Source organism: Paenibacillus sp. EB106-06-01-XG199, from assembly GCF_058791575.1.
In genome coordinates, this window is sequence record NZ_JBYTDQ010000002.1 from 81,442 (window position 1) to 106,220 (window position 24,779).

The window sequence follows — 24,779 nt, forward strand, 5'->3', positions numbered from 1 at the left end:
GTAATGTAGTATTCATGAAAGGTCCGCTTATATCCCCCCTGTATTCACCTTTAATCCAAACCATGCAATCGTTTAAAATCCTCAGGCTTCATCCCTGTCATCCGTTTAAACACTGCACAAAAGTAGCTGGCATTCTCAAAACCGACATCCCGGGCAATTTCGTAGATTTTTTTACCGCGAACGTTAAACATTAATTGCTTGCTCCGGTTAATCCGCTGTTTATTAATGTACGTTACCGGCCGCTCATGAACCGTGTGCTGAAACAGCCGGCACAAATACTGCGGCGATACCGCTGCTACTTCTGCCAGTTCTTTTAACTGCAGCGGCCGGTGCAGATGGAGTTCTATATGCCGCAGGACGGGCTTAATCCGTTCCATTTCATCTTCCTCATTGGAAGAAGGCAGCAGCTTGCGTTTCAGATCCAGCAGCAATGCGTACAGCAGCTTGGAGCATTCCAGATCATCTTCAAGCGGATGTTCATTAGACAAAAGAAGCATCTCCCGCAAAGGCTCCAAAAGTGCTTCGTCCCTTAATCTCCCGGGTCCAGACTCGCGTATTCCCGCGTACATCAGCATCTGGGCAGCTTCTCTGCCGCTAAATGAAATCCACGCCAGCTTCCATTCTCTGCTAACCGGAGTATAGAAATGCGGAATTTCAGGATATAGAAAAAACACATCCCCGGGGCCTACGATGTAACTTTTGTCATTAATATTTAGTTCACCTTTGCCTTCAAGCACCTGATGCATCTGATAATCCGGAAAACCAGCCGGACGCAAAGTTTCGGCCTGATGCTCCCAATATCCGATGGTTGTGGCATATAAGGGCAGCAGCATCGTCTCATCAGTCTGGCAAAAAATCATTTTGCTTTTCACGAGGATTCTCCGTTCCTAATTGTTGCTTCTATATTAGCCTTCATTTCTAGCGAAAGAAAGCCCAATTTAGTTTCATATTGTGTTATTTGATAAGAATATCATTATATATACCTTGAGCCTTTCTCATTCTATAATATGAATATAACAATATAAGGAGATGTTAAAGTGCGTAAGAAGCTAGTCTATCAGCCACCTGCCAACAGATATCCCGAATGGAATAACAATCCGGAGATTTTTCAATTGAACCGAATGGAAGCGCATGCTTCGATGATGTCTTTCCCGACTGCTGAGCAAGCACTCCAAGGAAATAAACAATCCTCCTCCCGTTATCAATCGTTGAACGGCACTTGGAAATTCGCCTTTGCCGAAACTCCTGAGAAACGCAGCAAGGATTTCTATAAATCAGATTATGACAACAGCAGTTGGGCGGATATTCCTGTTCCTTCCCATTGGCAATTTCAGGGCTATGATTACCCTCAATATACCAATGTGCGGTATCCTTGGGCAGAGTCAGAACCGGATTTGAAGCCCCCTTTTGCCCCTACTTTATATAATCCTGTAGGTTCCTATGTACGTACATTTGATGTACCGCAAGCTTGGGACGGCCAGCCTGTATTCCTCAGCTTCCAAGGTGTGGAGTCTGCTTTTTATGTATGGGTGAACGGAGAACTGGTCGGCTATGGTGAAGATACCTTTACCCCGTCGGACTTCGATATTACAGCTTATCTGCAAGCAGGAGAGAATAAGCTGGCCGTTGAGGTGTACCGCTGGTGTGATGCGAGCTGGCTGGAAGATCAGGATTTCTGGCGGCTTAGCGGCATTTTCCGCGACGTTTATTTGTATACCGCACCTCCCGTACGTGTTGCCGACTTTTGGGCCCGGACCGATCTGGACAACGAGTTTCTGCATGCGGAACTGAACGTGGACATCAAAGTGGAAGATTACTTTAGCCGCAAAGCTGGAGAATACTCGCTGCAAATGCAGCTTTATGACAACAATGGCCAAGGGGTCTGGGCTGCTCCGGTTGCTGCTGCAGTATCTTTTCAGGAAGGAGATTTGCAGCAGCTTAAACTGTCGGCACCTGTAGCTCAGCCTCATAAATGGAGTGCGGAGAAACCATATCTTTACACCCTGGTGATCTCGCTAGTGGATGGTCAGGAGGCCGTTCAAGAGGCGGTCAGCACAAAGGTTGGCTTCCGCTCCTTCGAGATTAGAGACGGCTTAATGAAGATTAACGGGAAACGGATCGTACTGAAAGGCACTAACCGGCATGAGTTCTCTTGTGACACTGGGCGCGCATTGTCTGTAGAGGATATGATCCGCGATATTCATCTGATGAAATCCCATAACATTAATGCGGTACGGACCTCTCATTATCCCAATCAGTCAGTTTGGTATGAGTTGTGTGACGAATACGGTCTCTATGTAATCGACGAAACCAATCTGGAGACACACGGCAGCTGGCAATATGGACAACAAGAGCTGCATGAGGGGAATGTTCCCGCGAGCAAGCCGGAATGGCGCGCCAATGTCATCGACCGCTGTAATTCCATGATGCAACGGGACAAAAATCATCCATCCGTTATCATCTGGTCACTCGGTAATGAGTCCTTTGGCGGCGATAATTTTATTGCCATGCATGACTATCTGCGGGCAGCCGATCCTACCCGTCCTGTTCATTATGAAGGTATTTTTCATTACAGACCTTCGGAAGCGGCGAGCGATATCGAGTCTACGATGTACATTAAGCCTGCCGGCGTTGAACAATATGCGACAAACAATCCGCAGAAGCCTTATATCCTCTGTGAATACAGCCATGCTATGGGCAATTCCTGCGGCGGACTGCATCTCTACACCGATATGTTCGACAAATATGATGTGTTCCAAGGCGCATTCATCTGGGACTGGGTGGATCAGGCCATCCGTACTACAACTCCAGAGGGGATTGAATATCTGGCGTACGGCGGCGATTTCGGTGAATCCCCACATGACGGGAACTTTAGCGGCAACGGCCTGCTGTTTGCGGACCGGACTGTAACTCCTAAGCTGCTTGAGGTCAAAAAATGCTATCAGAATATAAAAGTCACCGCCCAGGATCTTCAGAAAGGTCTTTATCAAATCCGCAATAACTTCTTATTTACGGATATCGAAGAATATGATTTACATTGGAAGATTGAATTGGAAGGCGTAACTTCGCAAGAGGGCTCTCTGCGGATTGCCGCTGCACCGGGGGAGACTGTCGATTGTATCATTCCGTATGAGCTTAGTTCCATAACCAATGATAAAGAAGCAGTGCTGACCTTGTCCTTCATTCAACCTGCTGCAGCAGCATGGGCAGGTGCCAACCATGAGGTTGCATGGGAACAGTTCATTCTAGTTCCAAGAGTTGCAGGAAGTCTTCCCGCTCCAGCAGGAGATCCCCTTCACATCACTGAGCAAGAGGAAGCATTGATCATTGCAGGAGCTGACTTTTCATTTTCTTTCAATACGGCAACCGGAGATTTGTTCTCTTATCAAGTCTTGGGCAAAGAACGCCTAATTGAGCCTGCAAGACCGAATTTCTGGAGAGCCGTCACCGATAATGATCTTGGCAACCATCTGCAGGAACGTTCCGCAGTCTGGAGAAAGGCTTCCTATGAACGTAGCCTTGTTCAATTTACTACCCGGACTCAAGAGAATCTTTGTTTCGTATCGGCAACCTACTTGCTGCCCACAAATCCAGTGTCCACTCTACTGGTCACCTATGAAATCCGTCCTGACGGATCTGTGGAGATTTCGCAGGAACTGAACCCGGGCAGCAGCTCGCTGCCGGAAATCCCAGAGTTCGGAATGCTGTTTGTGCTGGATGGAAGCCTGGACACTGTGTCATGGTACGGACGCGGACCACATGAGAACTATTGGGACCGGCAAACTGGAGCCCGTCTGGGACGCTTTAGCGGCAAAGTCAGTGAACAGTTCACTCCTTACCTCAAGCCGCAGGAATGCGGGAACAAGACAGGTGTCAGATATGCTTCAGTTACAGAAGGCAGCGGTGGATCAGGGATCCATATCGAAAATGCAACCTCGCTGGAAATCAACGTACTCCCTTGGAAACCAGAAGAACTGGAAGCCAGCGATCACGTCTATAAATTGCCGGCTTCGGATAAAACCGTGCTGAGGGTCAATTACAGGCAAATGGGTGTCGGCGGGGACGACAGCTGGGGTGCACCGACGCATGAACAGTTCACTCTGCCTGCAAACCGGCCGTACAGCTTCCGCTTCACGCTCGCTCGAATTTAATCTACTGTTGCACCAACAAACGAGATATCCGCTTAGCGGAATCTCGTTTGTTGGTTTAGGAAAAACGTAAAAACCACCTTCTCTTGCAGCCGTTTGTGAACACATGGGCGGAATCCCCATACTATGGGGATATAAGTATTCAGGGGAGGTTAGATTGTATGTATTCTTATGGGGGCTTTGGCCCCTCCGCAAATAGAACGTCTTACGCATGGCCCAATATGGCTCCTGCAAATGCAGGACAGGTGATCAGCCTGACCAAAGCTCAGATTGAATTCAAAAACCATATGCGCTTATTATGGGAGCAGCATGTGGCTTGGACACGAATGGCTATCACTAGCCTTGTTTTCGGATTGCCCGATACCGATGTGGTACTGGCGCGCCTTCTGCAGAATCCGACGGATATGGGGAACGCGCTTAAGCCCTTTTACGGGGAGAGTATAGCTAATGCTTATGCCAATCTTATCAAGGAACACTTGTTAATCGCCGCTGATCTTGTCAAGGCTGCGAAAGCAGGTGATACTAACGCAGTTGCCGCCGCAGAGAAAAAATGGGTTGCCAATGCGGATCAAATTGTTGAATTCCTTGCCCGTATTAATCCATATTTTCCAAAAGAGGCGTTCAGGCAAATGTTCTATTCGCACCTGGCTTTGGTTAAAGCAGAAGCAGTATCGATGTTGAACAAGGACTACAAGATGAGTGTCCAGCTGTATGACCGTATCGAGCGTGAAGCGTTGATGATGGCGGATATGATAAGCAATGCTATACTCATCCAATTCCCGCAGATGGTATAAACCGGATTATAGCTTTTTAAGCCTAACAAAAGCCCTCAATGCTCGCTTCAAAGCGGAAACCAGAGGGCTTCTTGGTTATACAGACTCTTGCATATTATACTGAAAAAGAGTCCGATACAGCACGTTGCGGCTCCATAATTCGCTGTGGCTTCCACGGTCCGCAATACATCCGTCTTCAAGCAGAATAATCTGGTCTGCCCGTATCACAGAGGAAAGGCGGTGTGCGACGATAATCATCGTCCGCTCGCCAGATAGATTATCAAGCGTGCGGTTAATCTCGGTCTCGGATTCATGGTCCAGCATAGAGGTCGCTTCATCCAATAGGATGATCTCTGCTTTCGATAGTAGAACTCGTGCCATAGCCAACCGCTGCTTCTGTCCGCCGGAGAGCTGGACACCTTTTTCACCGATAACCGTGTCATAATTCTGCGGCAGCTTCGTGATGAATTCGTCCATATTTGCCAGACGGCAGGCAGTCCGTATCTCTTCTACTGTTGCCTTCGGCCGGGCAAGCCTTACATTGTCCTGTATCGACATATTGAATATGGCCGGGTCCTGCATCACTACGCCAAGGGTCCGGTGCAGCACCGTTTCATCCACATCACGAAGCTCTTTGCCTGAGATTTGGATGTTCCCCTGCTCAGGTTCGTACATCCCTAACAATAGCTTCACAATAGTACTTTTCCCCGAACCGCTTCTGCCTACGATTGCTACTTTTGCTCCGGCTTCGATATCAAAGGATACCTCTCGCAGAACCATCTTCGTCATATCACTGTATTTGAAAGATACATTGTTGAAGCTTAGGATATCCGATTTAGCTTGATTAGCTTCCTTTGAACTGGTTGTGCTGGTTCTACTGCGCTTGACAGGCGCTTCTTCCAGAATAGCCTGCACTTTCTCCAGACCCGGCAGTTCGGCAGTAAATTTCATATCAAGATCATTGATGATGCCGAGCTGCGTGAACATTTGCTCATAATACTTCATGAACACTAACAGGCTTCCGATCGTCATCTCGCCGTGCAGGATGAGCAGCCCTCCGATGAAATACAGGTTCATCCGCGTAATGAAAAAATCCTTGAAGGCTTGAAGCGCGCGGTTTCCGAACCAATACATATGCTGCTGGAAAAATGATTTACTGATGGCATGCCAATACTCGGTAAATTTCAGCGACATCCGCTTCTCCATATGATTGGCTTTGATCTCACGCCAGCCCTGAATGGCGGTCTGCAGCCAGCCTTCATACTGCCCATAGATATTCCGGTTGGTTTCAGCAGCTTTCCGGGCACCTTTGCCAAGTTTCCTGGTGATCCAGAAGGAGACCGGAACCATCAGCAGACCGAATAAAGCAAGCTTCCAGCTGAACCAGATCATCAGCCCTGCACCGGCCAGTATCATTGCACAGCTATAAGCGTATTCCAGCGCCTGAACCTTGAACAAACGATTTACGGACTCTACATCCTGATCCATTCGGGCTTTCAGATCTCCCGTATTCATCTGTTCATATTTCCTGAACGGCAAACGCATATAACTGCTCCATACCTCAAGACGTACGGCGAAGGTCAGCCTGTTGGAAAGCTTGTTCCCGATTGCCGTTTGTCTCCCAAGAACAACTGTTTCCGCAATATAAATTGCGGCGTAGCCCCCGCAGACATACCATAGCTTACTAAGGTGCTGGCCGACCATTACCTCATCCACGAGCAGCTTGAACAACAATGGCGTGATCATCCCCAGAGCAAGCAGCAGCACCTTAAAGACGATAAGGGACAGCCATTCCTTACGTTGGTCCACCCATTGAGCTTTAAACGCAAGGACCCACTGCAACCTGATTCTGATATTATGAAAAGACTTGTTCATCCGCTGTCCCCGCCCCGCTTTCCGAATATTGCTCATAAAAAAGCTGACGATACACGGCACTCTCCGCAAGCAGCTTGCGGTGATGATCGAAGCCGACGATGTGTCCATGATCGAGGACCGCCACCTTATCTGCGGTGATAATTGTTGAAAGCCGATGCGCAATAATTATCGTAGTTGTGTGTTCACCAAGATTTCCCCAGCTGGATTTGATGACCTTCTCCGCTTCCCCGTCCAGTGCAGAAGTGGCCTCGTCAAAAACAAAGATGGGCTGCTGCTTCAGAAACGTCCGGGCGAGTGCAATCCGCTGTTTTTGTCCTCCGGACATGAAGATACCTGAACTTCCCCCTATGGTTGTATGCAGTCCCTGCGGAAGCTCACGCACATATTCGGCAATAAATGCTTGCTCACAAGCATCCCATAATTCATTGTCAGTCCGGAATGAGCTTCCCCATAGCAGATTCTCCCGAACGGTCCCTTCAAAGAGAAAGGGCTCTTGAAAAGAAACGCTGACAGCCTTGCGCAGCGATTTCAAATCACAGTCAAGAATGGAGGTGCCGTCAATGAGGATGTCTCCCCCGGAAGGCTTGTATAATCCGAGCAGCAGTGAAATAAGCGTGCTTTTGCCCCCGCCGCTTTTTCCTACAATGGCTACCGTTTGCCCGCCTTCTATCCGCAGATTCACATTTTGCAGCACAGGTGTTTCCGGGCGGTAACCAAACAAAACATCCTTAAATTCAATCAAGCCCTTCGTTACCACAATCTTCGGTCCGCCCGGATTCTGATCCTCTTCCTCCTCTTGCAGCAGCTGGAACACGCGCTCAATCGAAACCTTGTTCTGCTGGATCCGGCTGTTGGCTCCGCTCATATTTTTCAGCAGCCCGCTGCCCTTGGAGAAATATTCAATAATGGCAATAAATGCGCCAATCGTTAAGTGGCCGTTTACGATCATGAAGCTGGCAGTTATGTATAAGGTCAGATCAGAGCCCAGGGTGATTAGACTGACGGCTCGTTCCGAAATGAAATCGATCCGGCTGGATTGATTCTTGAGACGCATATATTTAATTAAATGACTCACAAAAACTCGCGTGCTGTATTTCCCGGCACCAAGCAGCCGCACATCGCGCAGCCCCGCCAGCATCTCGACACACCAGCTCATGAACTGGCCGTACTGTTCACGCTGATTGGTGAGCCGGGATTTCATTGCCCGGCTGAAGCTCATGATGGTAAACACAACGACCGGAATTACAACAAGCATCAATAAACCCAAATACACATTGGCAACCATTACAAAAGCAATTGCCGTCACCATCCGGATGCTGTTGGCCGTCAGGTAAAAAATATTCCAATGAATCAGATTCATGACTTCGTCAGCATCGCGGTTGATGACTGCCATAAGTTCACCGGATTTACTCCGGGTGAAAAAGGCAGGCCGCAACGACATCAGCTTGTCATACAGCTTCTTCCGGATATCGAATGAAAATCTAGTAACCAGATACGACCACACACTGTTTAGAACGGTATGCAGCAGCTGCTCGGACAAAAAGATCATCCCATAACCGATGACAATAAAGATTAAGAATTGAAGATTCCGGTGATAGAAAACCTCATCCACCAGCAATCCAAAGATAAAGGGATATAACATACCGATTACGGAGGTTACCAGGATACAAATAAACAGATTGATAAAACTCCATTTATAAATGCGGATAATCGGCCAGAGAGTCTGCAGCTGGCTGCGCATCGAACGGTTCATTCCACCGCTCCTTTCTTAAACAGCTTGGCGAATACAGTTTTTTGGCCCTGGGGAAGCTCAACATAAACGGGCGGTTCAGCAGACTCCGTATCGGACTCCTTCTTGGCCCGTGTCCAATCTGAAGCAGTCACTTCAATATCAAGCCTGTCTGCATCTGTTGATGAATCAATATTTAGAACGGTTCCTTCGTAACGATCTCCACTTTCCTTTATGTACCAGGTAATCTTGTCTTGCATATGCAGCTGAGTATAATTATTGTTCCCCTGCACAGTAATTAACGTTGACTCCCCCTTCTCCACATGAGCACCAGTAACCGCCCAATAGCTCTGGATACGAATGCTGTTCATCAGAAGATACATCCCCATAGCCAATCCGACAATAATGAAGAGTGCCGCAATTGGCGTTTTGATAAACGTGAATGTATAGAGCTTCCATAGCCGTTTATGCATAATCCACCTTCCAATTTAATTGATATAATGAGAAAATTGTGGCCTAAATCCATATATTAGTGTAATGCTTGACAATCATTTTTGATAGTTATAATTCTGTGAGAGCCTTGTGGACTCGGTAGATTTGGTTGCTTCAACCTAAAAATCCCCGTTCTATCGCCCTTGAGCAATAAAATGGGGATCTTCATATTCGTAGGACACAAGCTCGCAACGCTGGCTTAAGCTATTCCTCGATCACTGCTGGAGCCCGGAAAAACCGGGACAACACGCCGCTTGAAGGAGAACCCAGGAAGCTTGCTATAAATACAAGTCCTGTAGCAAAGGCCATAGAGCCTGAAATCGAGGTGTCCAGCCACACTGCAATATAGTAACCGGCGACTGCAGAGAGGACGCCAAAACCGGCGCTGAGCATCAGCATGACTGAAAGACGGTCTGTCCACAGATAAGCAGACGCAGCCGGAGTAATCAGCATGGCCACGACCATAATTGCGCCGACGGCATCAAATGAGGCCACCGTTGTTACCGATACAAGCGTCATGAATAGATAGTGCATCAATACGACCGGAAGTCCAAGACTGGCCGCAAGCGCCGGGTCAAACGATGTAATCTTCCATTCTTTATACAATGCAAGAATAACAGCAAGCACAATAATGAGTACGATGAACAGCATTAGGGTTGCTTGAGGAACGGCACCTATCCAAGGCAGCTCCACTGTATTCCACGGAACAAATGTAATTTCACCCATCAATGCGTGTTTTACATCCAGATGCGCATTCCCTACCTTTGTTGCAATCAGAACTACACCGACTGCGAACAATGTGGTGAAGACTACACCAATGGAGGCATCCTGGGCTACGCCGCGGGAGTGCAGGAATTGGACCAGCATGGCTGTCAGCAATCCGGCGACGATGGAGCCGATCAGCATATGACCGCCGCTCAGCTGCTTGGTGATCAGGAAGGCAACGACGATCCCCAGCAGCACACTATGGCTGATGGCATCCGCCATCATCGCCATTCGTCTTAGAATGAGGAATGTTCCAATAATTCCGCAGGTTAGGCCGACAAGTGAAGCTGTAAGCAAGATCCAGGCTGTGTAGCTCATACCGCTTTCCCCTCCTCAGGCGTATGCAGATGTGCTGATTCCGCCGATTTTTTCTTTTGCGCCTGCAAGTGAAGAAGCTTCGCCAGCCAGCCCTTCTGAAAGCCAAAGACAAGCGACACAAGGAACAGAGAAGACGAGACCAGTACGATAAAGGGACCTGTCGGCCACCCTTTTCCCAGTGTGCTGACCCATGTTCCCGCGGCCCCGGCACCCCCGCCGAATACAGCGGAAATGATAAGCATCCGCTTGAAGGACTGTGTCCAGTACCGCGCACTTACCGGGGGAATAATCAGGAGAGCCGACATCAGGATGACGCCAACCGCCTGAATCCCGATGACAATAACGAGAATCAGCATGCTCATATACATCCCGTTCATCACCCGCCCGGACAAGCCCAGCCCCTTGGCAAAATCCGCATCGAACAGAAACAGCTTCCACTCCTTGAAACCGATCCATATGAACGCGATCACAATAAATGCCAGCACCAGCATGATCTTAACATCTTTACCGGTCATGGAAGCTGCCTGGCCAAATATGAAGGAATCCAGACCGCTCTGGCCTCCGCCTGCCGTCCGGTTCACAATGGACAACAGCATGATTCCAAGTCCGAAAAAGATCGACAGCACAATTCCCATCGCCGTATCCTCTTTGATTTTGGTGGATGATTGAATCCACTGGATAAAGAGAAACCCGAGCACTGCGCTTAGTGCGGCTCCGGCGATCATTGCCGGAACGCTTTTGACCCCTACGATCGTAAAAGCAATCACAATTCCCGGCAAAGCCGCATGGGAAAGGGCGTCGCTCATCAGGCTTTGGCGTTTCCAGTACGCCAGACAACCAATCAAACCAGAGGCGATCCCAAGAATCAAAGTACTAAATAATACCCAGAGTGTGTTGGGCGAGATGCCGGTTATATCCATTAGGTGCCTCCGATCCAGCGAAGCGAACCTCCATAGGCACGGTACACTTGCTCTTGGGTAAATGCTTCACGGGTACTTCCGTGAGCCACAATTGTACGGTTCAACAGCAGCACATGGTCGAAATACTCCTCTACCGTATGTAGATCATGATGTACGACCATCACAGTTTTCCCCCGCTCCTTCAATAGCTGAAGTGTCGTCATAATCGCCTTCTCTGTCGCAGCATCTACCCCGGCCAAGGGCTCATCCAGAAAATAAAGGTCAGAATCCTGTACCAGCGCCCTGGCCAGAAACACCCGCTGCTGCTGCCCGCCGGACAGCTGACTGATCTGGCGGTGAGCGTAATCAGCCATTCCCATCTGGTCCAAGGCGTGTAATGCCTGCTGCCGGTGACTGGCTTTGGGCCATTTCAACCACCCGACTTTGCCATACAGCCCCATCATGACTACATCCAGCGCATCCGTCGGAAAATCCCAATCCACGGAGCCCCGCTGCGGCACATAACCGATGCGGGATTTCACCTTAGAGAAGGCGGAGCCGTAAAAAGATACGGTGCCCGACAGCTTCGGATGCAGGCCCAGCATCACTTTGAGCAGGGTCGATTTCCCGGCACCGTTCGGGCCGATGATCGCAGTAAGCGTACCTGGCTGCACCTTGAAGGAAACATCGTGCAGTACTTTATTTTGCCGGTAAGAGGCGTTTAAGCCTTCTACTAGAACATCGCTCATCTTATTTCCCTCCCCCGCTGAGTGCAGTATAGATCGTTTCCACATTATGTTTATACATTCCCAGATAAGTACCTTCAGCGGTATCCGCATTGCCCATGGCATCGGAGAATAACTCGCCGCCGAGCTTGACCTCCAGTCCCTTGCTCTTAGCTCCTTCAATCACGGCCTCTATGGATTTCGGGTTAATACTGCTTTCTACGAATACTGCAGGGATTTTGTTCTGAATCAGCAAGTCAATGGTATCGTTAATGTCAGAGACGCCAAATTCATCCTCTGTACTCAGTCCCTGCAAGCCTATTACCTCAATACCATTAGCCCGGCCAAAATAGCTGAATGCATCATGCGCGGTAACGAGTGTCCGCTGGGCTTCGGGAATCTGCGCCAATTTTGCTTTGGAATCCGTGTTCAGCGCATCGAGCTCTGCGAAGTATTTCGCTTTATTGCTCTCAAAGTATTCCGCATGCTCCGGGGCCAGCTTCTTGAGCTCCTCTGCTGCATTGCCAAGTGCCTGCTTCCAGAGGTCAATATCAAACCACACATGGGGGTCCGTGTCTCCCAGTTCATTTTTGAGCAGCTGGTCTTCCGGGATACTCTCAGATATCGCAACAGTCGGCCTCGTTTTGCCGATCTCTTGGAACACCTCATGCATTTGGCCCTCCAGATGCAAGCCACTGTACAGGACCAGATCCGCACCGCCCAGCTTGGCTACATCTCCTTGAGTGGCATTATACAGATGGGGATCCACACCTGGTCCCATAAGACTCTGTACCTGTACTTTATCTCCGCCAATAATCGTTATAGGCTCTGCAATCTGTGAAATGGTCGTAACCACAGCAATGGTGTCTTTGCCTGTCCCTTCTGCTGCGTTCCCGCTCTCCTTCTCATTACAGGCCGTGATTACAAGTACCAAGGACAGCAATGCACCCACACCTAATTTTCTCGTTCTCTCCACCCACAGGTTCCTCATTTGTTTCTCCTCCTGGTTCATAGAATAGTTAAGATTCAATAATGTGCATTAAGGAAAATATGTTTCCCTGATGAAACTTATTTATATATATAAAAATAAAGGTATTTGTTTCTACTGTCAAACTAATTTTTACTAGGGAAAGATTTATGTAATAATAATCCACCCTGTACTCATGCGCTGCGTTACCTGAACACAACAAAAAACAGCGGCTGCCAGGGACGAGATATTGTCCTGGACTGCCACTGTTTTATTGTGATATCCTGTCCCGTCTGCTTAATCTTAGCCAGACCCTTACCCTTTTGTAATACGGTTAGCTTTAACATGTTTTAGTTGGGCCACAATAATAACGCTGATGATGACCAGCAGGAACCACGAGCTGATTTTACTGAAGCTAACCACTTGCCAGGCTTGGTACTGGTCAGGATATTTCCAGGCATTAAAGAATGTAGCTATATTTTCGGCTAACCAGATAAAAAAACCTACGATGAAAAAAGCCAGTGTCAAGGGCATTCGATATGTAACAGTCCGTACCCGGTAGATGATCCAAGTTTTCCAAAAAACAATGAGCACAAGCGCCGTTAGCCACCAGCGAAAATCAGGAATGAAATGGTGTGTGAAAAAGTTCAGATAGATCGCTCCTCCCAGTAATCCCGCAGAAGTAAGCCCCGGCCAGCCGGTCATGTCCATCTTCAGTCTACGCCATACCTGGCACATAAAACTTGCAACACTTGCATACATAAAACCGCTATAGAGCGGTACACCGAATACCTTCGTAAGCCCGGGCTCCGGGTATGACCAAGATCCCATACTCACCTTATATATTTCCAGCAACAGTCCAATACAGTGAAATATACAGATCACTTTAATCTCATCCCATGTTTCTAATCCACTGCGGTACATGAGGTACTGCACAGTAAGCAGTATGAAAAGAATGGCATCATAACGGTAAACGAAAGGCACATCTATTAAACCGGAAAGAGCTAAGGTCCCAAAGATCGCAATCGGAAAAATGCAGCTCATCGCCTGATGGTAGCCAAAATGCAGAAGTTGTGTTATTGGTTTCAATGATGTTATCTCCTCGCCGGGCAGCTTTTAGCCTTTCTTTATTAATGACCGTTTTGAATTTAACATATAATTTATCGTTTTACAATATATTTTGATTGTTTTATGATAGAACAAGCTTTCTTGAAGCTATTATATATTCTTACTTCATCCATATTTCCTTGTAGTTGATTTTGCCCCAGGCATTCATCTCGATCCCGTACAGCGACTTCTCATGCCCGACTGTCTGCACACTATGATACATAAAAAGCACACTGAACTGCCGCTTCAGCTCCGCCTCGATCCCCCGCAAAATCTGCATTCTCTGCTCCGGCTCGGCAGTTTCCAGAGCATCCCGGATTCGTCCATCGACTTTTGCCAACGTGGCAGCATCTAAATGGTTGCGGATATAACCGTTAGGAGACCGGTACATCTCAATTAATGCAATCGGGGGCTGTCCGCCCAGCACTTCGCCAACGAAGATCATATCTGCCTGCACGAGCACCCCCGCTTGCGACAGTTCCAGAATAGGCAGCACATTTATTTCCACCTTAACGCCCAGCTTGCCGCACTCCTGCCGGATCCAGCGCACATCCTCTTCATTGCTGAAGTACTCATAGGTGTATAGCTGCAAGACTTCACCGGCATAAGTAGAGGATCGCAGCAGTTCTTTGGCTGCATCCAAATCAGAGCCATTCCCATATGCGGAGTCATTCCACCCGGGATCAAAGCCTGAAGAAGTCACGGCTCTTCTCCCCTGCAGCTCCCGAATCATTTGCTTCCGGTCCAGCGCAAGATGAATAGCCTCCCGTAACCGCCTGTCCTGCACTACTCCGTCTTTAGACAAATTGAACGTTAGCAATGTACTGCCCAGCTCATATTGGTTCAATGTCCGGTCAGAATCCCCCTTGCTAAGCGCTTCAAAATACAGCAGCTGTGTTTGATCTGAAGACCTCTCCCTGCTACGCAGCTGTTCTTCGTAATTAGGCCATACCCACATTTCAATCCGGTCCAAGAAAGGCCGTCCATTAAAATAACGTTCATTGGCCTCCAGCACCAGGATAGATTCATTATTCTCAGTCATTTGAAAAGGCCCAGTGCCCACAGGCAGCCTGGCGAAGTTATGTCTCGCAGCTATCTGCTCCAAATCATTCGGGATGATCGAAAACCTTTCGGTGGCTATAAAATGCGCAAACAGCGCATTCGGCTCAGCCAGCTGGAAACAAACACTATACGTACCCCTCATCTCCACCTGCAGCACACTTTGTGCCAGGAAATCGCCGGTACTCCAGTTCCTGATACGCTCGAAGGTAAACCGCACATCCTCCGCTGTCAGCCTTTTACCATGATGGAACATCACGCCCTTGCGCAAATAAAAGGTCCAGCGGCTTTTCGTTTCGTCACACTCCCAGTGATGGGCAAGTCCAGGCTTCAAGGTCTGCTGCTGCGGATCGTATTCCACCAATGTATCAAACAACTGGCGGATCATATGTGCTTCCGTTCTCCGGACAACTGTCAGCGGATCAAGATCAGGCACGGGCCTGTAAAAGGGAAACCGCAGCACATCCTCATCACTCCGCTGTTTATGCATGCCAAACTGGTCACCAAGCCAGCTGTGGAACTGCGTATGCAGAGATTCGTCACTACTGGCCTGCAGACATTCGAAGGCTTCACGAATCCGGCCTTGCTGCGCCCGTCTGCGCGCTTTTTCAAGTATCAGCTCTTCTTTGTCCCGGAGAAGTACAAGCTGTGAAGTATTCCCCCTGCCCAGTCCCGATTTCCAGTCAATATAACCATGCTCCTTCAGCTTCTGGACGAGAAATTGCGTATTGCGGCGCGTGCAGTCAAAGATAACCGAAAGCTCATCCATCGACACGGGAAACCAGGTCTTATCCGGCTTTAACTCATATTGTTTATGCAGCGTTAAGTAATGATCTTCAATATCCATCATCGTCACTCCTCTAAAAGGCGAAATCAATAAATTCACTTTTCTATTTTACTGCCACTTTTGTAAAAGTATAATTTGAGTCATTCCATCCGTAAAGAGGAGCGTGTATGAACTAATGTCATCCAACATAACGCAAGCACAGCCGGAGATATCCATTTGGCGCAGTCCGGCTTTTATGATTTTACTTGGGACAGGTGCGATCATGGCGCTGGGGAACAAGATCTATGAGCTTGCCCTACCGCTCATTTTGTATGATCTCACGAAGTCCTCCGTGGTTATGTCGACGATGAGGGGCATTGAATTCCTGCCGAATTTGCTGCTCGCGATGTTCATTGGCGTCCTGGTAGACAGGGTAAATAAGAAAAGGTGGTCTTTAACGGCTATTCTGCTGCAGATCGTAATTCTTGCGGGGTTGTACGCGGCTATCGAACTGGGGATTCATTCTCTTTGGCTGTTGTACATTGCGGGTTTTCTGCTGATGACCTTTGGGTATGCCTATTCCAACGCCCGGGTTGCCATGGTGAAGCAGTCGCTTCCCAAGTCCATGCTCACCCCGGCAAATGCCTCCTACAATTTCGTGACGACCTTTGTCGGGATCGCCGGACCCGTATTAAGCGGCTTATTGCTCATCCTACCCAATCTCCATGTATCTCTGCTGATTACGGCGGTTGCTTTCACCATGGCCTTCATTACACTTTCCTGTATTCGAACCCATGAAGAGACCGCATCGCCTTCTTCGAAGCGAGACGGCTTCTGGAAAGAGCTGTATGCAGGCTGGATTGAATTACGCACCAACCGGTTATTATGGACGATGACGATCGCCGTTATATTTCTGAACAGCACTTCCGGGATGGTGGATACGACAATTATTTTTTTCGCAAAGGATGAACTGAAGCTCGGGAATGCGCTACTTGGCCTCGTTTTCTCGGCCGCTGGAATCGGAGGACTGGCAGGAAGCCTGCTGATCGGTAAATTGCGGGGGTATTTCACAGTTGGTCAGCTGATTACGTTATCCAGTTTATGCGTCGGGTTGACGAGTACCATCTTTTATTGGTCGCATTCTGCTTATGTACTTGCCTTCGGTCTGTTTCTATACGGTTTGTTTGAGACGATAAGCACGGTAAGCATCTGGACGTTCCGCCAGGAGACAACCCCTTATCAGCTAATTGGCCGGGTCAGCGGAATTACGGGATCAATCTTCAAGCTGGGGATGCCCTTCGCCATTATAGCGTCGGGCTGGATCTCTGAGCTTTCGGGTCCACGCACGGTGTTCCTGATTACGACAGGCATAAATATGCTTATATTCGCAGGTTGTCTGTTTAGCCCATTATGGAAACATCGCGGGGCGGTAAAGGGATAAATCAGCATCATTTCACGCAAAAAACAATTTCAGTACCTGTCTCTTTGTTCTTGAATGGTCCGATGTATTCCTTAAATTTTAGTTCCACACCCGAAATATTGTCGGGTAATGGCGGGGAGATCACATAATTATAAGCGGCACGCCCCGTTGAGCTACCGCCATCTGACATTCGGCAGTCATAAGCTTCACCCAACTCAAGCTCAAAATGTTTGTGGTGCTTATAGGAATGTCTGATCAGATCATCTACAGTAACATCCCAATCTATATTGAAGGTAATTACGCTGGCATTGCTATATTGCCGCATGGAAGTGAGTGTGTAGAAATACTCACCCTGCTCAATAGACTGAAGCACGGGAATATGTTGTCTGAATCCGGAAGGCTCAATCAACGGTTTAAAATGCTCTTCACTTAACAAGGATCCGAATATCGCTTTTAAAAAATCCTCGTAGAGTTCGAAGTCCGCCGCCCATTTAGAAATTTGCTCTAAGGGCGGAAACCCCGGATTATTGCCGGAGATATCTTTCCGCTGCTTGATTAGCTCACAGATTTTCTCGTCAATATCCATGATCCGTGTATCATAATGTTCAGTTGGACGTTCAAAGGGCATCCGTTTCATCGTTAGCCTCCTTTTTTTATAGAACAAACACTGACACCGATTCAAAATACAGCAGCCGTTTCTCATCCTCATAAATATCGGGAGGAAGCGACAAATACTCTTCAGTAAGCAGATCCGCTTCGCTAAGGGCATCGGACCGCCATAACGTCAGACCCAGCTGCGGAAAAGTATAGGTGCATCCGGTTTCCGCAGGATTCCGTTCATAGGGAGATAATTGATCCACAATAACTGCCAGCTTCTCAGCCATGGTAGCAAATAGATCAATCCCGGCAAAACTGCAGGTCCACTCTTCCCCAGGATTGGCGATTTCGATGAATACCGCCGATCCGGCGTCGTTATATTCTACTTTATAAAATAACGGAAATTCCGCTGCGGCTTTCGCGATCTCCGCCTCGGTCATTCCAAGTTGCAGCGGGCCAATGGATTGCCCTGGCAGTACAGGGATTAGCCGGGAACCGGACTCCATTGAACCTGCACTCTGCGTGTAAGGAAGTACTGTATGCTCTGCTTGCTCAGCATCACTAATTAGCGGTATAACAGATTCCTGTGGCTCTGGAGCAGACAAACTGTATTTGTCCATCAGGCGAAGTTTATCCTTGCTGCTTATCTCTACCTCGCAGGTTTGATTGCTTTGTTCCAGCGTTATGTATTCTGCGGCTTCTCTGAAGCTCCTTAGGTAACCTGACCCTACCGCTGCGCATAATGCCGCACCCACTGCCGATTCTTCCTGTGAGTCACTCAGACTAAAAGGAATCCTGAACGCCGACCGTACTTTGTCACATAATACTGTGTTGGCACGCAGTGCATTACCGGAGCCAACTATATAATCGAAGGTTTTGCCGGTTTTCATTCCAAGAGCTGTGTAGAATGCATGCAGCTCGTCAACCATCCCCTCCAGAAAGGCATGGGCAAGATTGCCGGGTGCGAAATTGTCCAGAGAAATACCTTCTATGCTGCCGCGTGTCTCAGGCTTCGTTCGGGTTCCGAGAAACTGCGAGTGTACCGTAAGCCCCTGGCTACCCGCCGGATTATCCTGCAACAGCCGATCCATTATACTGTAAACCTCTTCCGCTGGTTCTCCGGAATAAGCTTCGATGATTTGCCGGAAAAAATGCTCCAAAAGAGCGTAGGATTTGCCTCCGCTGAGTGCAGCACCTACCATGAGCACACCACCGCCGGGATAAGGCCGCATTTCCATTCCGTCTACTTGCTCCATACCCTCCGGCAGCAGCACCGACAACTGGCTGCCTGTTCCAATGTTCAGCAGCAGCGATCGGTCGGGAGCCGGAACACTTCCCAGAAAGCTTGCCTGATTATCTCCGAGCGAGGTGTATACAGGAATGCCGTGAGATGTGAGTCCTACTACCGTTCCTGAGGGTACAACCTGAGGCAGCATCTTCGGGTCAATTCCTGCCTCAGCAAGGGCTGTCCGGTCAAAATCATTTAGAAGGAAGCTGTAGCAGCCAATCGCAGCAGCTTGTGTTGCGTCGATTCTTGGCACATTGCAACCTGTTAACCTTAATGCCACATAATCGGCAATCGTACAGAAGCTGGAGGCAGCATTCGGAACAAGATCATGCAGCAGGTTATAATAGTGTGTTGCCAGCCCGTAGCCTGGAGCGACCGGGTAGCCGGTCGATTCACTCAGCTTCTGCGCATAGGAAAGCGAAGCAACGCAAGGAAGACCCCCTCTGCCATCTTGCCAAGTATAAAGCGGACTGACATGTTGCCCTTTTCTATTTATATACAGGATACCATGCATTTGTCCGGTCAGGCCTATCCCGCACACCTCCGGTTCCCAAGATATCAGCTGCTCCAGAATCTCTTCCACTTGCAGGAGAATTTTTTCAGGGTCCTGCAGCCTTTCCCATTCTGCCGTGCCCGTAGGGGGATTTCCTCCCTCATCCGAAATGGTATGAAGCACAGTTCTTTGCTCCAGATCATACACCAATCCAGAAATTGATGTCGTTCCAATATCCAGCCCGATATACTTCACAATCGCTCTCTTCCTTCCCTGTAAACTACCATAATTATTTCCAGAATAACTTGAATCTCCACCACTTAGCTGACGCTTGAAGGGGTGGATTCTTGCGAACAGAGGAGCAGCCTCCTTTTATGGGCAAGCGATCCCTGCGTTCCCGCAGTTCTACGTTTTATTTTTATAGGTAATTGCTATACCGCTACCTCTTTGATATTATGAGCCGCATTTTCATCCCGATCATGGTGTGTTCCGCAAGCTACACATGTCCATTCTCGAATCGAGAGGTTCTTCACTTCGGGATGGATCATGCCGCATACGTGGCACTGCTGACTGGTCGGCTCGAAGGTGTCGGCAACCCGGAGGGTTCGTCCATACCAGGATGCTTTATACGTCAGTTGACGCACCCATTCGCCCCAGGACGCATCAGCGATGGACTTGGAGAGTTTGGGATTTTGAATCATATTCGCCACACGCAGATGTTCGATACTGATCGTTTGGCACTCACGGATCAGCTTCGTTGTCATCTTGTGGAGAAAATCGTTCCGGGAATTTGCAATGTGTTCGTGAATACGAGCAATGTGTTGCTTGGCTTTCTTCCAGTTGGAGCCCCCTGGTGTGCGTCTCGCCAAACGCCGCTGCCACAGCGCAAGCTTTTTCTCGTATTGACGGTAAAACCTGGGGTTGGCAAAATGCTCGCCGCTTGAGCTCACAGCGTATTCCTTAAGCCCCAAGTCAATGCCGATATGTGCTCTGCTTGTGGGAGTGGGGTCTTTTCGACCTCGCAAACCAGGGAGACAAAATACTTATCGCTGGCGTTTTGCCGTACCGTAGCGGACAGTATACGACCCTCCAGCTTCCGGGAGTTGGCGAAACGCATCCAGCCGAGCTTGGGAAGCTTCAACCGGTTGCCTTCAATGGCGATATTTCCGTTCGTGAATTTCGTGGTGTAGCTTTGTACTGGATGCTTCCGGCTTTTGAAGCGAGGCGCTTGATTTTGCTTTTTGAAAAAGCGGTCAAAGCTATCTGCCACATGCCGAACGGCGGACTGTAAAGCAATACTATCGACTTCTTTGAGCCAGCCATATTGTGTTTTTAGGACGGGGAGCTGTGTCGCACAGGTCTGATAGGACAACCCTTTGCCTGTCCCGGCATAGGTTTGGTTCCACTCTTCCAGGAAATGATTGAACACAAAGCGGCAGCAGCCAAACATTCGACGAATGAGTTGCTGTTGCTCGGTATTTGGGTAGATGCGGTATTTATACGCTTGATGAACGATCATGTGCGACACCCCCTTTTGTAGTATTTTCTTACAGTATAGCACATATGTTCGCTGAATAGTTGAAAACCGCCGATTCATCTCCGCCTATAGAGGTCGGAGTCTTTTCGGCTTTTGAAGATAAACCTAAGGAAGTGATCCACAGGTACAGCACAGTGATTCTGCATAAACTGGATACCTTTAAAAGATACTAGCGGTTGGAAGATATTCGCGACACTGGAGGAATTCAGATGAGACTTCAGGACAAAGTAGCTGTGGTTACGGGTGCAGCTTCAGGAATGGGTAAGGCAATCGCCATTCTTTATGCAAAAGAAGGTGCAAAGGTCGTGGTTTCAGACATTCACGAAGAAACTGCCCAAGGAACTGTGGACGAAATCAAGTCAGCCGGAGGCCAGGCTATTGCAGTAAAGGCGAATGTAGCGTCCGAAGCAGATCTTCAGAATTTGATAGATACTACAGTGAATACCTATGGCACATTGGATATTCTGGTGAACAATGCCGGAATTATGGATAATTTCGAACCGGCCGGAGATATTGAAGATGACAAATGGGACCGTGTCTTCGCTATCAATACGAACTCCGTGATGCTCTCAACGCGCAAAGCTCTCCCCTTCTTTCTTGAGAAACAAAAAGGGGTAATCATCAACGTCGCCTCGGCCGGCGGATTAAACGGTGCCCGGGCCGGTGCTACCTATACTGCTTCTAAACATGCCGTTGTTGGTTTCACCAAGAATACAGGCTTCATGTATGCCCAGCAGGGAATCCGCTGCAATGCCATTGCACCGGGCGCAGTTGAGACTAATATTGGCTCTACAATGACAAACATTAATCAATTTGGCATGGGGCGTACCCAGCCGGGACTGGCCCTGAACCCGCGGGTCGGCAAACCGGAAGAAATTGCTCAAGTGGCACTGTTTCTTGCTTCCGATGAATCCAGTTTCGTGAACGGAACCGTCATCGTAGCAGATGGCGGCTGGACGGCTTATTAAACATCGCGAATGAACATGCCAAAAACCCACCTATGCTGAAATGCTGAGATAGGTGGGTTTTTGGCATACAGATGATATTTTACTCCATCTCACTTAGCATCCGCTCGAAGGTTTAGATTTAGGAAAAGATCTTTTCACAATTCATTCAAGGAGTATTCTCTTTCTACTTTACAGATTCTTGTGATGTAATTTTTGTACCAATCCGTTTTTCCTTTTTCCTGTGCCAATCCATGTGCTTCGTTTGCTTTCCAATTTTTAATGGCATCCAAGGATTCCCAGTAAGAGATCGTTACCCCGAAACCAAGCGAATCCCGGACACTTTCCGCACCCAAAAAACCTGGTTGTTTGGACACCAATGTTACCATATTCTCTGCCATGCTATCGTATCCATGATCTCCTTCGGTACGTTGACTTGAGAAGATAACCGCATAATACGGCGGTTGTGGTGTTTTAGCAAAATTACTCATTATTTTCATCTCCTTCTCTTTACGCTACTTAAGTAGGCCGTCTATCATGCTTCCAGCCTTTTCCTGTTGTTTTGCCTACGGATGCCATCAGAACAGAGAGATGACTGCTCCCGTCGATACCCAGATATTCATTCATGTTTTTGTCAAACCAGTGGCCTATGGTGGCTACCCCCAACCCCAACCCGTTCCCGACAGTATGAAGATTCTGTGAGACATGGCCTGCATCCCACCATATGTACCGATATGCCCGTTCGTTGTACTTGTCTTCCGTGCGTCCAACCATAGCGGTCCAAACAAAGTTAACGGCAGCCCGGCGGGTCATCTCCTGCTCCTCCGTAAACAGATAGGCAACCTGCGCTACATCCTCCAGTTTTAACCCTTCCAAGGTCCAGCGCTCTACATCCAGGTGATACAGTCCTTTTTCCAACCCTACCACGTTATTCACCAGCAAATAAGTTTCAATCGGATAAAGTGCTCCTGCGGAAGGCGTTGTCCGAAGTTGATACCCCTCCATATTTGCAGTAATTCCCTGTGTTCCCCAGAGCAATAGGTTTAATTCGTTCAATGAAAGTGGCACGTTGGTGAAATTACGCTTGGTACGGCGGTTGTTCAGCAGTTCCCACAGGGCTGGAGCGTCCGGAAAATCCGGATTTCCCAATGGGATATGCACAATAGCGTCTTCATACCGCAAATACGTAGGCGGAGCTTTAGAAAAGTCGTACTTCGCCGCCCAACCTTTTTCCAAATCGCCGACAGCGTAAGAGGTTGCCTGGATAAAATCATTACAGATGCTTTTCCACTCAGGATGCATGAATATTCCTCCCTTTTTACAGTTAATTCACTGCTCACAAGGTAGATTATACGACGCAGTATACCATTAGTGAAATTATGCTTTATTATATATTTAATAAGTATTTACTAATGTCAAAGGAGAAAACATGACACTTACGCAGCTACAAGTTCTAATTGCAGTATCGGAGCACAAAAATTTTACCAGAGCGGCTGATGCCTTGGGGTTTACGCAGTCGGCGGTATCGCAAATGATCAATAGTCTGGAAAAGGAATTGGGAATCTTGTTGTTTCACCGCAACCGGCGCGGCATCTCCACGAGCTACATCGGTGAACGGATGATTCAGCATGCCCGGGAAATTTTGCGTATTACATCATGTATGAGAGAGGAATCCTCTGCTTCCCTGGGATTGGAAGCGGGAACGCTTCGCATCGGCGTCATTCCCAGCGTATCCGCTAAGGTGCTTCCCGGTATAATCGGTTCGTTCCGGGAGCTGTTTCCTCAGATTGATATTGTCTTGTTTGAGGGGAGTTACGAAGAGATTCACAGCTGGATCTCCGGCTCCGTAGTAGATGTCGGCTTTACCACCACGCCTGACAAAGAGCTACAGACGTTTCCGTTGCTTCAGGATCAAATGAAGGTGTTTGTTTCAAACGATAGTCCGCTGAAAGACGAACCGTTTCTCACTTTCGATCAACTGAGGGGCAAATGCTTTATTATGGTTAAAGACTACGGCATCCAAAAACTGTTACAGGAGCATGGCAATGTACCGAATGTCACCTTCGAGGTGAGGGATCCGGCCACAATCCTCTCCATGGTGCAGGAAAGGGTCGGGGTCACTATCCTGCCCGAACTGTATATGCCCGAGGTATTGCCAAAAGTGACGGCTGTTCCCCTTCGACCAGCTATAATACGCGAGGTCGTACTTGCCGTACGTGACTTTCAGTACGTTTCTCCGGTGACCGCAGAGTTTATTGTACACAGTCAAAATTATATGAAGAAACTGGAAACAACTGGACTCTGAGAGATCAAGTCCTTCCTGGCATCATAAGGAACACACTTTTTACAGAAATTTCAGGAGTACATCACCGGCAAAGGGACCCGTTCTTGTCCGAAGGGAAGGATAATAACCGGGCCCCTTACAATGAAAAACCGCGCAGAGCGCGGATTCTCAAAGGATTATGTTCTTGTCTTGTCTTCTGACAAATTTATTGCCGGCCATCCCTAACTCTGATATTGCTTCCGAATAAAGAGGAATCACTTGTCAGCTTATAGGATGGATAATGTTCGTCGGCCTCCAGCCGCATCACCTCATCAAATAATGATTCCTGCTGGCGGTCGCAGAGAAAGACGAACGGTTGCTGCTGGAAGACGATATCCGTAATATTAGGTTCATTTACGATCAACAAGACCAAAACACCGTTGCAGCCGCAATCTTCCGTGTCATAGAACAATTTGAAGGATCCGGGTTTATCATTAAGACTTTCTCCAAGACGTCCGGAAGTTAAGGGATCCAGTTGAATTTGCATATCCTCCACTCTCCTTTAGAGCAGGTTGCTCCTAAATAGATTATGGAATAAGTATAGATTTTATATT

20 protein-coding genes and 1 pseudogene are annotated in these 24,779 nt (G+C 48.3%); 5 read left to right on the forward strand and 16 right to left on the reverse strand.

Going from position 1 to position 24,779, the window contains the following annotated elements:
- Window positions 1–50: 50 nt before the first annotated feature.
- Window positions 51–872: an AraC family transcriptional regulator gene (locus tag AC3WT9_RS06150; RefSeq protein WP_341093040.1), complete on the reverse strand. Its 822-nt coding sequence runs from the start codon at window positions 870–872 to the stop codon at window positions 51–53.
- A gap of 165 nt (window positions 873–1,037) precedes the next feature.
- Between AC3WT9_RS06150 and lacZ the strand changes: the two genes are divergently transcribed.
- Window positions 1,038–4,151, forward strand: a complete 3,114-nt coding sequence (lacZ, locus tag AC3WT9_RS06155) for a beta-galactosidase, LacZ type (RefSeq protein WP_492407497.1) — start codon at window positions 1,038–1,040, stop codon at window positions 4,149–4,151.
- A 218-nt stretch (window positions 4,152–4,369) separates the two neighbouring features.
- The gene (locus AC3WT9_RS06160) at window positions 4,370–4,942 is read left to right on the forward strand and encodes an acetylglutamate kinase (RefSeq protein WP_492407578.1); all 573 of its coding nucleotides are present in this window, start codon (window positions 4,370–4,372) and stop codon (window positions 4,940–4,942) included.
- Between the two features lie 75 nt (window positions 4,943–5,017).
- Here the strand turns inward: AC3WT9_RS06160 and AC3WT9_RS06165 are convergent, their stop codons facing one another.
- From AC3WT9_RS06165 to AC3WT9_RS06205, 9 genes are all read right to left on the reverse strand, one after another.
- Window positions 5,018–6,832 (reverse strand): ABC transporter ATP-binding protein, encoded by a 1,815-nt coding sequence (locus tag AC3WT9_RS06165; RefSeq protein WP_341378539.1) that lies wholly within the window; start codon window positions 6,830–6,832, stop codon window positions 5,018–5,020.
- Window positions 6,777–8,549, reverse strand: a complete 1,773-nt coding sequence (locus tag AC3WT9_RS06170; protein WP_341093036.1) for an ABC transporter ATP-binding protein — start codon at window positions 8,547–8,549, stop codon at window positions 6,777–6,779. The genes AC3WT9_RS06165 and AC3WT9_RS06170 overlap by 56 nt, the downstream gene beginning before the upstream one ends.
- Window positions 8,546–8,998, reverse strand: coding sequence for a hypothetical protein (locus AC3WT9_RS06175; protein WP_341378537.1), 453 nt, complete (start codon window positions 8,996–8,998; stop codon window positions 8,546–8,548). The genes AC3WT9_RS06170 and AC3WT9_RS06175 overlap by 4 nt, the downstream gene beginning before the upstream one ends.
- A 223-nt stretch (window positions 8,999–9,221) precedes the next feature.
- A complete protein-coding gene (locus AC3WT9_RS06180) occupies window positions 9,222–10,100 on the reverse strand; it encodes a metal ABC transporter permease (protein ID WP_341378536.1) in 879 nt (292 codons plus the stop codon).
- Window positions 10,097–11,020 carry a metal ABC transporter permease gene (locus AC3WT9_RS06185; RefSeq protein WP_492407498.1) on the reverse strand — a complete coding sequence of 308 codons (924 nt, stop codon included), beginning with the start codon at window positions 11,018–11,020 and terminating at the stop codon, window positions 10,097–10,099. The genes AC3WT9_RS06180 and AC3WT9_RS06185 overlap by 4 nt, the downstream gene beginning before the upstream one ends.
- Window positions 11,020–11,748: a metal ABC transporter ATP-binding protein gene (locus AC3WT9_RS06190; protein ID WP_492407499.1), complete on the reverse strand. Its 729-nt coding sequence runs from the start codon at window positions 11,746–11,748 to the stop codon at window positions 11,020–11,022. Before AC3WT9_RS06190 ends, AC3WT9_RS06185 begins: the two co-directional genes overlap by 1 nt.
- Before the next feature lies 1 nt (window position 11,749).
- A complete protein-coding gene (locus tag AC3WT9_RS06195; protein WP_492407500.1) occupies window positions 11,750–12,715 on the reverse strand; it encodes a metal ABC transporter solute-binding protein, Zn/Mn family in 966 nt (321 codons plus the stop codon).
- Window positions 12,716–13,006: 291 nt separating this feature from the next.
- Entirely contained in the window at window positions 13,007–13,780 is a 774-nt protein-coding gene (locus tag AC3WT9_RS06200) for a DUF817 domain-containing protein (RefSeq protein ID WP_341093026.1), read from the reverse strand.
- A gap of 139 nt (window positions 13,781–13,919) precedes the next feature.
- Complete coding sequence (locus AC3WT9_RS06205; protein ID WP_492407501.1) at window positions 13,920–15,707, reverse strand: SgrR family transcriptional regulator; 1,788 nt, start codon at window positions 15,705–15,707, stop codon at window positions 13,920–13,922.
- A 112-nt stretch (window positions 15,708–15,819) separates the two neighbouring features.
- On the opposite strand from AC3WT9_RS06205, the gene AC3WT9_RS06210 reads away from it, so the two are divergent.
- A complete protein-coding gene (locus AC3WT9_RS06210; protein ID WP_341093023.1) occupies window positions 15,820–17,064 on the forward strand; it encodes an MFS transporter in 1,245 nt (414 codons plus the stop codon).
- A 7-nt stretch (window positions 17,065–17,071) separates the two neighbouring features.
- On the opposite strand, the gene AC3WT9_RS06215 is transcribed toward AC3WT9_RS06210, so the two are convergent.
- The 3 genes and pseudogenes from AC3WT9_RS06215 to tnpB form a co-directional block, all read right to left on the reverse strand.
- Window positions 17,072–17,680 (reverse strand): hypothetical protein, encoded by a 609-nt coding sequence (locus AC3WT9_RS06215; RefSeq protein ID WP_341093022.1) that lies wholly within the window; start codon window positions 17,678–17,680, stop codon window positions 17,072–17,074.
- A gap of 16 nt (window positions 17,681–17,696) precedes the next feature.
- Window positions 17,697–19,676: a sedoheptulokinase gene (locus AC3WT9_RS06220; protein ID WP_492407502.1), complete on the reverse strand. Its 1,980-nt coding sequence runs from the start codon at window positions 19,674–19,676 to the stop codon at window positions 17,697–17,699.
- Window positions 19,677–19,852: 176 nt separating this feature from the next.
- Window positions 19,853–21,018: pseudogene (gene tnpB, locus AC3WT9_RS06225) on the reverse strand (IS200/IS605 family element RNA-guided endonuclease TnpB).
- Window positions 21,019–21,167: 149 nt separating this feature from the next.
- Here tnpB and AC3WT9_RS06230 point away from each other — a divergent pair.
- Window positions 21,168–21,926, forward strand: coding sequence for an SDR family oxidoreductase (locus AC3WT9_RS06230; RefSeq protein WP_341378527.1), 759 nt, complete (start codon window positions 21,168–21,170; stop codon window positions 21,924–21,926).
- Between the two features lie 134 nt (window positions 21,927–22,060).
- On the opposite strand, the gene AC3WT9_RS06235 is transcribed toward AC3WT9_RS06230, so the two are convergent.
- Together AC3WT9_RS06235 and AC3WT9_RS06240 are read right to left on the reverse strand one after the other, a co-directional pair.
- Entirely contained in the window at window positions 22,061–22,393 is a 333-nt protein-coding gene (locus tag AC3WT9_RS06235) for an antibiotic biosynthesis monooxygenase family protein (RefSeq protein ID WP_341093014.1), read from the reverse strand.
- A 28-nt stretch (window positions 22,394–22,421) separates the two neighbouring features.
- Window positions 22,422–23,204, reverse strand: a complete 783-nt coding sequence (locus tag AC3WT9_RS06240) for a SagB/ThcOx family dehydrogenase (protein WP_341093012.1) — start codon at window positions 23,202–23,204, stop codon at window positions 22,422–22,424.
- Between the two features lie 127 nt (window positions 23,205–23,331).
- Here AC3WT9_RS06240 and AC3WT9_RS06245 point away from each other — a divergent pair, with 127 nt between their 5' ends.
- Window positions 23,332–24,207: a LysR family transcriptional regulator gene (locus AC3WT9_RS06245; protein WP_341093009.1), complete on the forward strand. Its 876-nt coding sequence runs from the start codon at window positions 23,332–23,334 to the stop codon at window positions 24,205–24,207.
- 184 nt (window positions 24,208–24,391) lie between these two features.
- Here AC3WT9_RS06245 and AC3WT9_RS06250 read toward each other — a convergent pair whose 3' ends face one another.
- On the reverse strand, window positions 24,392–24,712 hold the full coding sequence (locus AC3WT9_RS06250; protein ID WP_341378526.1) for an iron-sulfur cluster biosynthesis family protein: 321 nt from the start codon (window positions 24,710–24,712) through the stop codon (window positions 24,392–24,394).
- Between the last annotated feature and the right edge of the window lie 67 nt (window positions 24,713–24,779).